This is a genomic window from Bradyrhizobium sp. 159 (genome assembly GCF_023073795.1).
Classification (GTDB): domain Bacteria; phylum Pseudomonadota; class Alphaproteobacteria; order Rhizobiales; family Xanthobacteraceae; genus Bradyrhizobium.
On the sequence record NZ_JADPKE010000088.1, the window covers coordinates 279,654 to 293,353 of the forward strand.

15 protein-coding genes and 1 pseudogene are annotated in these 13,700 nt (G+C 63.4%); 4 read left to right on the plus strand and 12 right to left on the minus strand.

Going from position 1 to position 13,700, the window contains the following annotated elements:
• Positions 1-9 precede the first annotated feature (9 nt).
• From IVA96_RS26515 to IVA96_RS26525, 3 genes are read right to left on the minus strand one after another with little or no spacing between them, the layout of a single operon-like run.
• Complete coding sequence (locus IVA96_RS26515) at positions 10-1,035, minus strand: ABC transporter substrate-binding protein (RefSeq protein WP_247276875.1); 1,026 nt, start codon at positions 1,033-1,035, stop codon at positions 10-12.
• Positions 1,036-1,074: 39 nt separating this feature from the next.
• Entirely contained in the window at positions 1,075-1,851 is a 777-nt protein-coding gene (locus IVA96_RS26520; protein WP_247276874.1) for an ABC transporter permease, read from the minus strand.
• A complete protein-coding gene (locus IVA96_RS26525; protein ID WP_247420224.1) occupies positions 1,851-2,708 on the minus strand; it encodes an ABC transporter ATP-binding protein in 858 nt (285 codons plus the stop codon). Before IVA96_RS26525 ends, IVA96_RS26520 begins: the two co-directional genes overlap by 1 nt.
• A 199-nt stretch (positions 2,709-2,907) precedes the next feature.
• Here IVA96_RS26525 and IVA96_RS26530 point away from each other — a divergent pair, with 199 nt between their 5' ends.
• Entirely contained in the window at positions 2,908-3,666 is a 759-nt protein-coding gene (locus IVA96_RS26530) for a GntR family transcriptional regulator (RefSeq protein WP_247276872.1), read from the plus strand.
• Here the strand turns inward: IVA96_RS26530 and IVA96_RS26535 are convergent.
• Positions 3,663-4,085, minus strand: a complete 423-nt coding sequence (locus tag IVA96_RS26535) for a nuclear transport factor 2 family protein (RefSeq protein WP_247420228.1) — start codon at positions 4,083-4,085, stop codon at positions 3,663-3,665. The genes IVA96_RS26530 and IVA96_RS26535 overlap by 4 nt on opposite strands.
• 150 nt (positions 4,086-4,235) lie before the next feature.
• Between IVA96_RS26535 and IVA96_RS26540 the strand changes: the two genes are divergently transcribed.
• On the plus strand, positions 4,236-5,477 hold the full coding sequence (locus tag IVA96_RS26540) for an amidohydrolase family protein (protein ID WP_247276870.1): 1,242 nt from the start codon (positions 4,236-4,238) through the stop codon (positions 5,475-5,477).
• Positions 5,478-5,704: 227 nt separating this feature from the next.
• On the plus strand, positions 5,705-6,025 hold the full coding sequence (locus tag IVA96_RS26545; RefSeq protein WP_247276869.1) for a hypothetical protein: 321 nt from the start codon (positions 5,705-5,707) through the stop codon (positions 6,023-6,025).
• On the opposite strand, the gene IVA96_RS26550 is transcribed toward IVA96_RS26545, so the two are convergent.
• The 8 genes from IVA96_RS26550 to IVA96_RS26585 form a co-directional block, all read right to left on the minus strand.
• Positions 5,998-6,948: a DUF1932 domain-containing protein gene (locus tag IVA96_RS26550; RefSeq protein WP_247276974.1), complete on the minus strand. Its 951-nt coding sequence runs from the start codon at positions 6,946-6,948 to the stop codon at positions 5,998-6,000. The two genes, IVA96_RS26545 and IVA96_RS26550, sit on opposite strands and share 28 nt — an antisense overlap.
• Positions 6,945-7,814, minus strand: a complete 870-nt coding sequence (locus IVA96_RS26555) for a hypothetical protein (RefSeq protein ID WP_247276868.1) — start codon at positions 7,812-7,814, stop codon at positions 6,945-6,947. Before IVA96_RS26555 ends, IVA96_RS26550 begins: the two co-directional genes overlap by 4 nt.
• Positions 7,815-7,834: 20 nt before the next feature.
• On the minus strand, positions 7,835-8,518 hold the full coding sequence (locus IVA96_RS26560; RefSeq protein ID WP_247276867.1) for a 4-carboxy-4-hydroxy-2-oxoadipate aldolase/oxaloacetate decarboxylase: 684 nt from the start codon (positions 8,516-8,518) through the stop codon (positions 7,835-7,837).
• The gene (locus IVA96_RS26565; protein WP_247276866.1) at positions 8,515-9,228 is read right to left on the minus strand and encodes a PIG-L deacetylase family protein; all 714 of its coding nucleotides are present in this window, start codon (positions 9,226-9,228) and stop codon (positions 8,515-8,517) included. Before IVA96_RS26565 ends, IVA96_RS26560 begins: the two co-directional genes overlap by 4 nt.
• Positions 9,229-9,294: 66 nt before the next feature.
• Positions 9,295-10,596, minus strand: a complete 1,302-nt coding sequence (gene dctA, locus IVA96_RS26570; RefSeq protein ID WP_247420232.1) for a C4-dicarboxylate transporter DctA — start codon at positions 10,594-10,596, stop codon at positions 9,295-9,297.
• On the minus strand, positions 10,593-11,471 hold the full coding sequence (locus IVA96_RS26575; protein ID WP_247276864.1) for an amidohydrolase family protein: 879 nt from the start codon (positions 11,469-11,471) through the stop codon (positions 10,593-10,595). Before IVA96_RS26575 ends, dctA begins: the two co-directional genes overlap by 4 nt.
• Positions 11,472-11,476: 5 nt before the next feature.
• A complete protein-coding gene (locus IVA96_RS26580; RefSeq protein ID WP_247276863.1) occupies positions 11,477-12,436 on the minus strand; it encodes an amidohydrolase family protein in 960 nt (319 codons plus the stop codon).
• A 74-nt stretch (positions 12,437-12,510) separates the two neighbouring features.
• A complete protein-coding gene (locus IVA96_RS26585; RefSeq protein ID WP_247276862.1) occupies positions 12,511-13,221 on the minus strand; it encodes a TetR family transcriptional regulator in 711 nt (236 codons plus the stop codon).
• A 116-nt stretch (positions 13,222-13,337) separates the two neighbouring features.
• On the opposite strand from IVA96_RS26585, the pseudogene IVA96_RS26590 reads away from it, so the two are divergent.
• Positions 13,338-13,601: pseudogene (locus IVA96_RS26590) on the plus strand (tripartite tricarboxylate transporter substrate-binding protein); the annotation flags it as partial.
• Positions 13,602-13,700: the final 99 nt, after the last annotated feature.

The window sequence follows — 13,700 nt, forward strand, 5'->3', positions numbered from 1 at the left end:
CTCCAAGGATCAGTTGGCCGTGTACACCAACTCCCGCTCCGCGCGCGGCGGCAGGAATTCGCGTGAGAACACCTCTGCCGGCGTCGGCGCGCGGGCGAGTTGGTAACCCTCGACCACGATGGCGATGGCGCGCGTCATGCGGTCATCCTTGATGTCGCCGATGCCGATCTCCTTCATCTCCGGCGACACGATCAGCTTCTCGAACGAATATTGCAGCCGGCGCTTCTCGACATCCGCATTGATGAGATTGTCGTAGTTGAGCGCCGCCTTCATGCCGCCGTTCTGGTCCTTGGCCACCGCGATCGCGCCTTTGTTGATGGCTCGCACGAGGCTCGCGACAGCCTTCGGATTCGAGGCGATCAGCTTGCGCGACACCATCACGCCGTTGGAATAGAGATCGAGGCCGTACTCACCGAAGGAGAACCACTTGAAATCCTTGTCCGGGTCCTGGCGGTTGAGCACGAGGTTGAAGTAGCTGGTGATATTGAAGACGAGCGCTGCGTCGATATCGCCCTTGATCAGCATCGGCTCCTGGAGGTTCGGCGCCATATTGGAAATCTTGATCTTCTCGCCATCGAGCCCGTTCTTGCGGGTGAATACCGGCAGCAGCCGCGTCGTCGGCGTGCCCTGCGCGCCTCCGAGCGTGCGGCCCTCGAAATCCTTGATGGTGTTGATGCCGCTTGACTTCTTGGCGACGATCGCGAACGGCGGCTGGTTCCACATCATGTAGACCATGATCGGCGCCTCCTGCGGCTTGGTCGAGGCGTTCTGGATGATGGCGTTGACGTCGCCGAAGCCCGCGTCATAGGCGCCCGACATGACACGCGTGACGGTGGCACCGGAGCCCTCGCCCTGGTCGATGACGACGTTGAGGCCTTCCTCTTTGAAGTAACCGTTGTCCTTGGCGTAGAAGAACGCGGCGTCGCTGCCTTGCGTCTTCCAGCCCAGCGTGAACTTGATCGTGGTGTCTTCGGCCATGGCGACGCCAGCGGATAGGGCCAATCCCAGCAGCGCGACAATTACGTTTCTCAACATCGAGATCTCCTCAAGCTCCGTTGCGTGACGATTTGAAAATCAGGTGGCGATCACGTCGTTCTTGCGCGTGGCCCAGCCGGTGACCCGCCCTTCAATCAGCGAGAACACGGCGTAGAGCGCGACGCCGAGCCCGGCGAGCACGAACAGCCCGGCGAACACCAGCGGCACGTTGAAATTGGAGGACGCGGTCATCATGACGTTGCCTATGCCGCGGTTGGAGGCGACCGTCTCCGACAGAACCGCGCCGACGAAGGCGTAGGAGATCGCGACTTTCAGCGATGCGAAGAAGAACGGCATGGTCCGGGGCAGACCGACGTTCCAGAGAATGTCGAACTTGCTGGCGCCGAGCGCCTTCAGGACGTCCTCGAGCTCGGGCTCGGTGGTTGCCAGACCCGTGGCAATGTTGACAACGATCGGGAAAAAGCAAATCGACAGCGCGGTCAGCACCGCGGGCACCGTGCCGGAGCCGAACCACAGCACGAAGATCGGCACCACCGCGACCTTGGGGATCGAGGAGAAGCCGATCAGGAGCGGATAGCAGGTGTCATAGGCCGTCTTGGAGACGCCGATGACGGCGCCGAGGGCGACACCGAGCGCAACGCCGAGGACGAAGCCGAACATGGTGGTGGCCAGCGTCTGCACGATGTGCGGCCACAGCACCGGGAAACGCTGAAACAGGGTCACGAACACCTGCGAGGGCCGCGGCAGCACCAGGTCGGACATGCCGGTCATCAGGCAGAACAGCTCCCAGGCGACGAAGAACAGCACGATCAGTCCCGCCGACCACGCCTTCTGCCTGACATCGATCCCGAACATCAGCCTGCCCCCTGCTCAGCCGCGCTGCGCGCATCCTCGATGAAGGCGCGCAGCTTCTGGTTCAACGCGACGAAATCCGGCTCGAAGGTCATGGCGACCGTGCGCGGCCGCGCGAATTCGACCCGGCTGTCGTCGAGGATGCGGCCGGGACGCGCGCTCATCACGCAGATGCGGCTCGCAAGAAAGCCGGCTTCGCGCAAATCGTGCGTGACCAGCAGTACTGTCGGCTTGCGCGTCATCCAGAGATTCTGGAGGATCGTCCACAGCTCCTCGCGGGTGAACTGGTCGAGTGCGCCGAAGGGCTCATCCAGCAGCAGCATGCGCGGCTCGTGGATCAGCGCGCGGCAGAGATTGGCGCGCTGGAGCATGCCGCCGGAGAGCTGCCAGGGATAATGATTGCCGAAGCCTTTGAGGCCGACCTGCTCCAGCAGCGCGTTGGCCTTGTCGCGGAATTGGGTCTTGCGCAGCTTGCGGAAGTTGGAGCGGAACGGCTCGACGATCTTCAGCGGCAGCATGATGTTTCGCTCGATCGTCATCCACGGAAGCATGGTCGGATTCTGGAAAGCCATGCCGACCCGCATCGCCCGCGCTGCCACCTCGCGGCCGCCGACGATGACGACGCCGCTGGTCGGCTGCACCAGGCCGCTGACGAGACGTAAGATGGTCGATTTGCCGCATCCCGACGGGCCGACCAGCGCGACAAACTCGCCGTCGGCGATCCGGAGCGTCGTCTTCGACAGCGCGGACACGGCCCGGTCGCCGCGCCCGAAGGTCACGGCGGCCTCGGACAGCTGGATGGCGATCGGACCGAAGCCGTCAGGAACAGGCTGGCGGTCAAATTGGGCGTTGGGCTGCATGCGCATCACAGCCAAAGTGTATGCAAGCTAGATGCCAGTCGCCGACGTCCGCAGAATTAAGCAACTTACCGAACAGCGTACCAAAATTGTGGTCCCGATTTAGGCAATCGCGACACCAAACTGCATGCAATTGAAGCGCTGGATCAGCGCAGGGTGTGCTAAGGAGAGGGCTGCGACCCTACTCCGAAGGATTCGCCGAATGGCGGCGCGCCCCACCAGCAAGACTTATGAATCATCTGACAAGGTCGGCGTGATTTGCCGCGCACTACGGCGCGCGATCATCGAGCAGGCGCTGGAACCCGGCGCAAAGCTGCCTGAGGACTCGCTCGGCGAGCGCTTTGGCGTCAGCCGCACCATTGCCCGCCACGCGCTGGGGCAGCTCGCCGCCGAAGGCCTTGTCGAGCTGCGCCGCAACCGAATCGCGGTGGTGGCGACGCCGAGCTGGCAGGAGGCGCGAGATGCCTTTGACATCCGCATCCAGCTCGAGCGGCTCGTGGTCCGCCAGCTCGCGGGCAAGCTGACCAAAAGCCAGATCGCCGAGCTGAACGCGCACGTCGATGCCGAGGACCGGGCGCGCGGCGGCACGGATGCGGTCTCGATCCGGCTCGCCACCGAATTTCACATCCTGCTCGCGCAGATGACGAACAGTCCGATCCTGGTGCGCTATGTCAGCGAGGTCGCCTATCGCTGCTGCCTGACGCTGTCGCTGTACAGCCGGCCGCATTCGACGGAATGCGCGATCAACGAGCACCGCGCCATCATTGCTGCGCTCGCCAAAGGCGACGAAGCCAAGGTGATGGAATTGATGCACCATCACCTCGATTCCGTAGCCAATCGGGCATTAGTCGCCCCTGCCCCGCTACGCGGCCGTGACCTCCTCGACATTCTCGCGCCCTATGCCGATGAGGTGGCGAGCGACCGCGTCGTTAAGCTGCCGAAAATCGCGCGCAGGAGTTAGGCCTCGATGCCGCGCTGGACCAGAATGCGCTCGGCGCTGTCGTTCCAGACGTCCATCTTGACGATCTGCCCGCTCTTGACGACGAAGCGATCGACATAGCGATTGCCCTCGAACGGCGTGCCGTCCATCCACTCGCCATAGAGCGTGCCAACGCTGTAGACGATCGTCTCGTCCGCACCGGGACAGACACAGACATCGAACCGGTCCATCTTCTTTTTCACCCAGCGATAGCGCTTGGCGTTGAAAGCTGTCGGACCGCGCGGATGATCGAACTCACGTCCGCCGGTGAATGTGATCACCGTGCCCGGCTTCATATAGGTCGCGGCGGCATCTGGATCGGGTTTCATCGAGGCCGTCAGATAGGCCTCGACGATCTTGGCATCGGTCATCGGCAGTTCGGCTTTTGCAAAGGCGGACATAGCGGGTTCTCCGGCTCTCGACATCTTACAGCTCGCGCCGTGAACTGCATGCATATTTTTTGAACAATTTAGCGGCAGAACTGCACACAATTCGGTACTGCCCGCCCCAGCAGCTTCCGCTAGGCTCTGACAGCAAAATCCGACGAAGCCATGATCACCCAGTCCGCCTTCGACCTGATCTTTCGTGACGCGCAGTTGCGATCATCCGCCGCACCCGTCGATATCGGCGTGAAAGGCGGGCGTATTGCCGCGATCGAGCCAAAGCTCGCCTGCGACGCGCCCGAGGTCGATCTCGGCGGCCGCCTTGCCTTGCCCGGGTTCGTCGATACCCACATCCATCTCGACAAAGCCTGCCTGCTCGGCCGCTGTGGGCACGATCACGGCAGTGTTTCGGACGCTATCCGCGCCGTGGCCGGGATGAAGCGCGATTTCACCGTCGAGGACGTCTATGCCCGCGGCGCCCGGGTTCTCGAGCGCGCGATCGTGCACGGCACGACCCGCATGCGCACTCATGTCGAGATCGATCCGCGCATCGCCTTGCGCGGCTTCGAGGCGGTCAAGGCGCTGAAGCGCGATTATGCCTGGGCGATCGACCTGTCGCTCTGCGTCTTCCCGCAGGAAGGCCTGACCAACGACCCCGGAGCTGAGGAGTTGCTGATCCAGGCGCTGCGCGACGGCGGCGAGGTGATCGGCGGCTGTCCCTATATGGATACCGACCCGAACGCCCATCTCGAACGCATCTTCGATCTCGCCGAGACGTTCGACGCCGATGTCGATCTCCATCTCGATTTCGATCTCGATCCCTCTTGGTGGCATCTCGACGAGGTCTGCCGCCAGACCGAACGGCGCAAGTATGGGGGACGCGTCGCGATCGGCCACGCCACAAAGCTCTCGGCACTGCCGCCCGAGCGGATGAAGGCGGCCACCGCGCAGCTGGCGGCATCAGGCGTTGCGGTGACCGTGCTGCCCGCCACCGATCTCTATTTGATGGGACGGGAGGCCACCCACAATGCGCCGCGCGGTCTGACGCTCGCCCACAAGCTGGCCGACAATGGGCTCGTGTGCTCGGTTGCCACCAACAATGTCCTCAATCCGTTCACGCCGTTCGGCGACGCTTCGCTGCTGCGGATGGCAAACTTCTATGCCAACGTCGCCCACGCCGCCGTGAGCGATTTCGACACCTGCCTCGATCTCGTGACCGAGCTGCCGGCGCGGCTGATGAACCTTGGCGATTACGGCATCAAGGTCGGCAACCCCGCCGATCTCGTCGTGCTCGATACGCAAGACAGCCGCTTCGCCGTCGCGGAGCTGCCTGACTTGGTGATGGGCTTCAAGGCTGGCCGACAGACATTTGAGCGGCAGCGGCCGAATCTGTTCCGCCCCCAGAGCTGATGTCGCGACACCGCAGGGTCGCTCCGACCACGCCAAGGCCGGCCCGCCGCTTGCAGCGGTAGGATTGTCGGGAAACGGGCCTGACTACTGACTGCTTCCGTTCAATGTTACCGCTGATTCAATTCGGTAGAATCCCGGACCGTAACTCCACGCATTGCGAGGCCCGTCGCGCTGATCATAACTAGACCTCGGACCGATCATTTGCGTGCGATCGGGAAAGTATCGATATGTTCAGCGCATTCAGCAGCATCGACCAGCATTCCAACCAGGCCGGAACGCCCACCGACACGGCGGTGAAGCGGCTCGACGGCATCGGCCACGTTCTGTCGGATCTCGATATTTCGGGGATCCGGACGCAGGATGATGTCAACCGGACGCTCTGGACGCTCGACGCCGCCAACAAATGCGTTCGCGCGGTGCTGGCCGAATTCCGCACGCAACCGGCCACGGAGCAGCTCGCCCGCAAGTCCAGGAATCTGATCGACCTGATCGAACGCGCCCGCGACCAGGTCGTGAGCTTTCAGCTCCGTGGAACGATCTTGAGCTGATTATTTGCGCGCTTGATCTTCGCGAGGATCCGGTCCGCCTCGGTGCGCCAGTCAGCGCTGCGGGCGAACTCGCTGGTGCCCTTGGTGCCGAACAATCCTTCATCGGCGAGATCAGCCACCCAGGCCTGCCGCTCGGCCGTGCCCTGCGCGGACCAGGGCGTCAGCCCCGCCTCGCGAACGGTTTCGGCGACCTCCCGCACCTCCTCGGCCCGGCGGCGGCCGTGCTCGATCACGCGCTGGAAGAAATAGGCGCCCTGCTTCTCCCAGTCGATCGCGGGGAAAGTTTCCGTAAGCGATGCCAGCACGGCATCTTCCACGCCATAGGCGCGCGCCGTGGTGAAGCTTTCGATGACCATGGCTTCCAGGCCCTTGATCATGATGCTGCGGCACATCTTCACCGCGGAGGACACGCCGAGCTTGTCGCTGGCAACCTTTGCCGCGAATCCGATCGCATTCAGCAGCGGCTCGAGCTCTCTCGCGCCAGCGCCGCCGAGCAGCAACGGCACCTTGATGCGATACGGCGGCACCGAAGTCATCACTGCGCCTTCCACATAGCGACCGGCAGCGCCATCGATCAGCGCAGCAGCGCGCTGCTTGGCGCCCGGTGAAGCCGAATTGAAGTCCAGGAACCAGGTGCCCTGGTTGATCGCGCCCGCGCAGGCTTTTGCCACCGGAACAGCCTGGCTGGCCGTGACCGCGGAGATGATGAAATCGGACTTCGCCGTCAGGTCGGCATGAGAGCCTGCGAACACCACACCGAATTTCGCGGCATGCTCCTCCAGCGAAGCGCCCTGCTCGCCTCCGAGCTTGATGTCGTAGGCAGATACCTTGATGTCCTGCTGGCGCAAATCCTCGGCCAAGATCCTGCCGACCTCGCCATAGCCAACCAGCCCGATCTGCCATCGCCTCGGATCCGCCATCAGTTCAGCCCTCGTGTCGTTTCGTCAAAGAGCTCCTCGACCGCATAGCGGCGCGGAATCAGCGCTTGCTGGAACGCGTAGTCGACGATCAGTTCCAGCGGTTTGCTGTTCGCTTCGATGCCAAACGGAATGAGGTCCGGCGAGGCCGCAGGTCCCACCTGCTCCTTGTTCCGCTTGAGCAGATCATAGATGCCTGTGACTACGTCGGGACGCGATTTGGCGAGCTGCTCGGTCACGACCACGAGATGATTGACCGGGACGACGCCGCGCCGGGCATACCATTTGGCGGCTTCCGCGGCCGGATCGGGGAATAGCGGCTTCAGCTTGGGATCGACCGAGCTCTCGCCAAGCACCGCGTCTAGCTCGCCGTCGACCAGCATCTGGAGAATCTTCTTGTCTTTCGGGGCGCGCTCGGTGATGTCGATATATTCGGCGACATGCGGATCCTCGAACGTCACCCAGCGGATCTTATCGAGATTGACGCCGTAGTCGTTGGCGAGAATGCCCCTGATCCAGGCGCCGGTCGTCGTCGTGAAGGACCGAATGCCCACGCGCTTGCCCTCGAGGTCGGACGGGCCGAGCGCTCCTCGCGCGGGATTGTACAGCGCGTAGGCATGCTGGAAGCGGCCGAGCATGGTGGCCGGCAGCAGCACCAGCGGCTTGCCGTGCGCCTTCGCCATCAGATAGGTCACGATGGCCATCTCGCAGACATCGAAGGCCTGCTCGCGCACCATCGGCTTGAACGCGGTGTTGGTCGGGCTGTACTCGATGAAGTCGAGATCGAACAGGTCGGAGCGGAGCGCGCCGCTCTTCACCGCCTGGACATGGGGATGACTGCCGAGCACGGCCTTCAGCTTGAGACGATCCATCCGCCCGCTCCTGCCTTGCCTCAAACGTCCTCGGGATTGTCGACATAGACGAGCCCGGCTTTGGCAAGAGCGTCGCGCATGCTGTACATGTCGAGGCCGAGCTCGCCCGAGGCGAGACGCTTGCGCTTGCCGCCTTCATCGGCATTGCGCTTTTTCGCCTTCTCGGCGACTTCGGGGGCGTACCGCTTCGGCACCACGACGACGCCATCGTCGTCAGCCACGATGATGTCACCGGGATCGACATTGACGCCGGCGCAGACCACGGGGACATTGACCGAGCCGAGCGTCGCCTTCACCGTTCCCTTGGCCGAGACTGCGCGCGACCACACCGGAAACTTCATCTCGTGCAGCGCTTTGACATCGCGACAGCCGGCATCGATGATCAATCCTTGCACGCCGCGCGCCGTAAGCGAGGTCGCCAGCAATTCGCCGAACATGCCGTCGGTATTGTCGGTGGTGCAGCCGACGACCAGGATGTCGCCCTTCCTGCATTGCTCAACCGCAACATGGATCATCCAATTGTCGCCGGGTTGCGCCAGCACGGTGACCGCGGGACCCGCAATCGCCGCGCCCGCCCACACCGGCCGCAAATATGGCTTCATCAGGCCGATGCGACCATAGGCTTCATGTACGGTCGAAACGCCGTATTCCGCCATGCCGGCGGGATCGGCACGCTTGATGTTGCGAACGACGACCGGCTTCATGCGAGTTCCTCCGCGACGGTCGGAAACAGACGCTGATAGGCCTCGCCATAGGTCATGGGCACGCCGGTGTTGCGGCTGCCCTGGATGCCTCGATTGAGCGCGACGCGTTCGTAATAGCCCCACAGATGCTTTTGCGCGGCCAGGATCTGGAACGCCTCGTACTTCGCCTTCCAGACCTCGTCGATCTTGAGGAGCAGGTCCGGCTTGTAGTTGCACTGCTCCGGCTGGTGTGGCTCGAACAGGAACACCGGCGGCGCCGAGTATTTGTACTGCGCGCCGGGCTTGTGGCCCATCGCCTGCGCGACCACGCGGGTCTCCTGCGCGAAATGCGCAGCGTTGGGGTGGTCGAAATTATAGGGGTCCTCCAGCGCGTGCGTCAGCACGAAGCTCGGATCGAGCTCGCGGTAGATGTCGACCATGCGATCAAAATGCGCCTCAGTGAGCTTCAGCGGATAATCGCCGCAGTCGAAGAACTCGATCTCGGCACCTAACAGCTTTGCCGCCCGCTCCGCCTCGTCCTTGCGGCCGGCCTTGACCGATTCCAGCGTCGCCCCCTTCTCCTTCCAGGCGAACTGGCTCTCGCCGCGCTCGCCGAAGGACATGCAAACGATCTTCATGCGATAGCCCTTCTTCGCATGCAGCGCGATGGCGCCGCCGGCGCGCCAGACGAAATCGCCGGGATGGGCGGTGATCACGAGACCGGTTTTCATGGGACAAGCTCCCTCTTTCGTTCGTAAGCATCAAAGGCCGTCTGCCTCAGGCAGGAAGCCGGTTCATCAAGCCGCGGCGGCCGCTTGCTCCTCACCGTCGAGCACATGCCGGAGGCGCTCGCTGTCGAGCGCGCCTTCCCACTTGGCAATTGCGATCGTCGCAACCGCGTTCCCGATCAGATTGGTCGGCGTTAGCCCCTGCGACATCAGGCGATGAATGCCGAGCACCAGCGCAGCGCTTGTCACCGGAATGGTGCCGGTGGCCGACAGCGTCGCCGCCAGCACGACGAAGGCGGCGCCCGCAATCCCCGCCGCGCCCTTGGAGGTGACGAGAAGGATCAGCAGCAGCTCGATCTGCTCGGCAAGGCCGAACGGCGTGTTGGTCGCCTGCGCCAGGAACACCGAAGCAGCGGCAAGATAGAGGCAGGTGCCGTCGAGATTGAAGGAATAGCCGGTCGGGATCACAAGTCCGACGACGCTCTTCTCGCAACCGGCCTTTTCCAGCTTGGTCAGCATCCGCGGCAACACCGTTTCCGAAGATGTCGTGGCGATGCAGATCAGCAGCTCTTCCCAGATATAGCGGATCAGTTTGACCAGCGAGAAGCCGCAGAGCCGCGCCACGGGGCCGAGCGCCACGATGATGAAGACCACGCAGGTGAGATAGAAGCCCCCCAGTAGCTTGCCGAGCGAGGCCAGCGAGCCAACGCCGAACTTGCCGACCGTAAAGGCGATAGCGCCGAACGCGCCGATCGGCGCCGCCCACATTACCAAGCCAACGACGGCGAACACCATCTTGGCGGCGATGTCGATCAGATGCACCAGCGGCGCGGCACGCTCGCCGAGCTGCACCAGAGCAAAGCCGCACAGTACGGAGATGAACAGCACCTGGAGAATGTTGCCCTCGGCAAAGGCGCCGACGAACGTCACGGGCACGATGTTCATCAGGAACGGCACGAAGCCGATCGCACCGGTCTGCCTGACATAGGGCTCGATCGCGCCGGCATTGATGCTGGCGGGATCGATGTTCATGCCGACGCCGGGCTTGAGCAGGTTCATCGCGACGAGACCGATGATCAGCGCGATCGTGGTCATGACTTCAAAATAGACGATCGCCTTCACCGCAATGCGCCCGACGCGCGCCATGTCGGCCATGTGCGCGATACCGTGCACGACGGTGCAAAAGATGATCGGCGCGATCAGCATCCGGATCGCCTTGATGAAGGCATCCCCGAGCGGCTGCATCTTGGCGCCCGCCTCGGGACTGGCGATCCCAAGCGCGATGCCGGCCGCCATGGCGATGAGCACCTGGATCCAGAGCTCCTTCCACCAGGCGCGGCCGCGCGGCTTTTCGATCGCGAGCGCCGTCATTGGTCGAACCCAAACAGGCGCGCGGGATTATCGACCAGGATCTTCTGCTGGAACTCCAGCTCCGGCGCGAACAGCGGGATCAGGTCGACAAGGTCACCGTCGTTTGGCATCACCTTGACGTTCGGATGAGGCCAGTCGGTGCCCCAAATGACGCGATCGGGCGCGGTCTCGACGATCTTGCGCGCGAATGGCACCGCGTCCGTGAACGGCGGACCGGCCGAGGACACCCGCTCCGAGCCGCAGATCTTGACCCAGCATTTTTCGTCGCGCTGCATCAGTTCGACCAAAATTCTGAACGGAAGCTGGTCGAGCCCATCGGAGGTCTTCACCCGTCCCATGTGGTCGATGGTGTAGCTGAGCGGCAGTCTTGCCAGCATGTCGGCATATTCGGGCAAGTCGATCGCGTCAAAATGCAGATCGATATGCCAGCCGAGCGGCGCGACCATGGCGATGACGCGGTCGAACACGCTCTTATCGGGGACGCCGCCGAGATGGCGGACGAAGTTGAAGCGGCAGCCGCGGAAGCCGCCCTCGTGCAGCACCCGAAGCCCGCGCTCGGTGATGGTGTCGTCGATGTTTGCGACCGCGCGATAGGCACCGTTGCTCTGCGCGAGAGCGTCCAGCGCTACCGTGTTGTCGGTGCCGTGCACGCTGGCATTGACAATGACGGCGCGCTGGATGCCGAGCTTGGCATGGAGCGTGCGGAATTTTTCCAGCGGCGCATCGGGCGGCGTGTAGGAGCGGTCCGGCGCGTACGGATATTTCGCGCCGGGTCCGAAGATATGGCAATGGGCATCGCAAGCCAGCCTTGGCAGCTTGAATATCGGCCTGCGCGTGTTTGGGTCTGGCGGCGGAATGGTCGGCGTGTACATCATGATCTTCAGCTGAACTTGAACAGGCGCGCGGGATTGTCGACCACCAGCTTCTGCTGGACCTTTGCGTCGGGCGCGTAGAGCGGGATGAGGTCGACGATCTCACCGTCGTTCGGCATGATCTTGACGTTGGGATGCGGCCAATCAGTGCCCCACAGCACGCGATCGGGTGCGTTGTCGATCAGCGCCTTGGCGAACGGCACTGCATCATGGAACGGTTTGCCGGCCGCTGACGCACGTTCAAGACCGGTGATCTTCACCCAGCATTTATCGTCCTTCTTCTGGAGATCGAGCAGCGCGGTGAAGCTGGGGTCGCCGAGACCTTTCGCGGCCTGGACCGTTCCCATGTGATCGATCACGTAAGGCGTCGGCAGCGCGGAAAGGATGAGCGCGAATTCGGCAATCGTGCCCGGCTCGAAATAGAGGTCGACGTGCCAGCCGAGCTCGGCGACCCGGTGCACGATGCGCTGGAATTTTCCCATGTCGCCGACGCCGCCGAGGCGCTTGAGAAAAGCGAAGCGGCAGCCGCAGATGCCTGCCTTGTCGAGCGCCGCCAGCTCCTTCTCGGTCATCTCGTCGTTGACATTGGCGATGCCCTTGTACGCGCCCTCGCTCTGGGCGATGGCGTCGGTCACGACGCGATTGTCGGTGCCGTGAACGGTGGCATTGACGATGACGCTGCGTTCGACCCCGATCTTCTCGTGCACGCTGCGGAATGCCTCCAGCGGCGCATCGGCCGTGTTGTAGGGGCGCTTTTCCGCGAAGGGGTAACGCGACGCCGGCCCAAAAACGTGGGTGTGGCTATCGCAGGATTTCGCTGGCAGCTTGAACGACGGCGTCTTGGGATTTGCATGCGGCGGCGCGATCGTGGGGATCGCCTTCGGCTCGGCGCCTTGCGCGCGTGCTTCATTCGCAAGCGCCGCGCCGGCCAGGCCAGTCAAGAGATGCAAGCACTCCCGCCTATTCATGTCCTCAACACCCCGTCACATGGTCCACTTGCGAGTGGAAGCGTAAGGCCGCGCCTCCCCTCGTGCGGCTTCTTTCAAGTCTTGCTGCTGACGACCGGCCGCCGCCGCACCGGCGCGGCTTGATCCAGCGCGGGCGCCTGGAACGAGGCAACGGTGGCCTGCACCAGTTGCTCGATGGCATTGGCTGCATCGCCGCCGTCGGCCTCACCGCGCGACAGGCGCGACACGCGCTCCGGCGTCACCAGTGAATAATAGAGTGCACCCAGCAGGAAATGGCTGCGCCAGACGATGTCGGTGCGCGGAATGTGTGGCAGACTCTCGTGAATCGCGTCGATGAAGGCGTGGCTGGTGTCGTCAAAGGTCTGCGCGATGATTTTTCGAGCGACCTCGTTGCCTTCCGCCGACATCACGGCACGCAGCCGCGTGAAGCGCGCGCCGCCGCCGGCGAGATCGCTGCCCGAGGTGAAGGCCGGCACCACATAAGCGCGCACGATCGCCTCCAGCCGATCCTGGAGATCGCGCACGCGCTTGGCGGCCGCGAGCAGTTCGGATCGGCGCAAATTCATCGGCCCGCAATGGCGCCGGTAGATCTCCAGCAGTAGGCCGTCCTTGGTCTTGAAATGATAGGTCACGCTGCCGGGATTGGCCCCGGCAGCCTGCGCGATGTCGCGCACCGACACAGCATTGAAGCCGTTCGTGGCAAACAGCTCCTCGGCCGCGGCGAGGATCGCCTCGCGCATGTTCGGCTTGCGGGCCGTTTCCTTGCTGGTGGACTTGCGTACCATACGATTTGTACTATCGTACAAAAGATCAAGTCTCGTCAACAAAAACAACGGGCGGTGTCCGCAATGGCCTGGAGACCGCCGGCAGGCGGCCGAATGCCCTCAAGGAGTGCTGGGAAATGCTGGGTTTGAACAAAAAGATCGGCGGTTTGATGCTGTGTGCCGGTCTGCTGCTGGCGGGCGGCGCCGCGCAGTCCGCCGACATTTATCCGAGCAAGCCGGTCCACATTCTGGTCCCCTACGCCGCGGGCGGTGCGGTGGACGTGCTCGCGCGCACGCTGGGCCAGGCGCTGGCCAAGACCTGGGGCCAGCAGCCCGTGATCGACAACCGCCCGGGCGCAGGCGGCATCGTTGCCTCGCAGGCGCTGACGCAGGCCGCGCCGGCTTTCAATTACCCACAAATTCTCCTCCGACCACGACACCTAGCGCTATGTCGGTGAGGCGTGACAGCCCGCGCCACATGACGGTATTGCCGGGTGGCG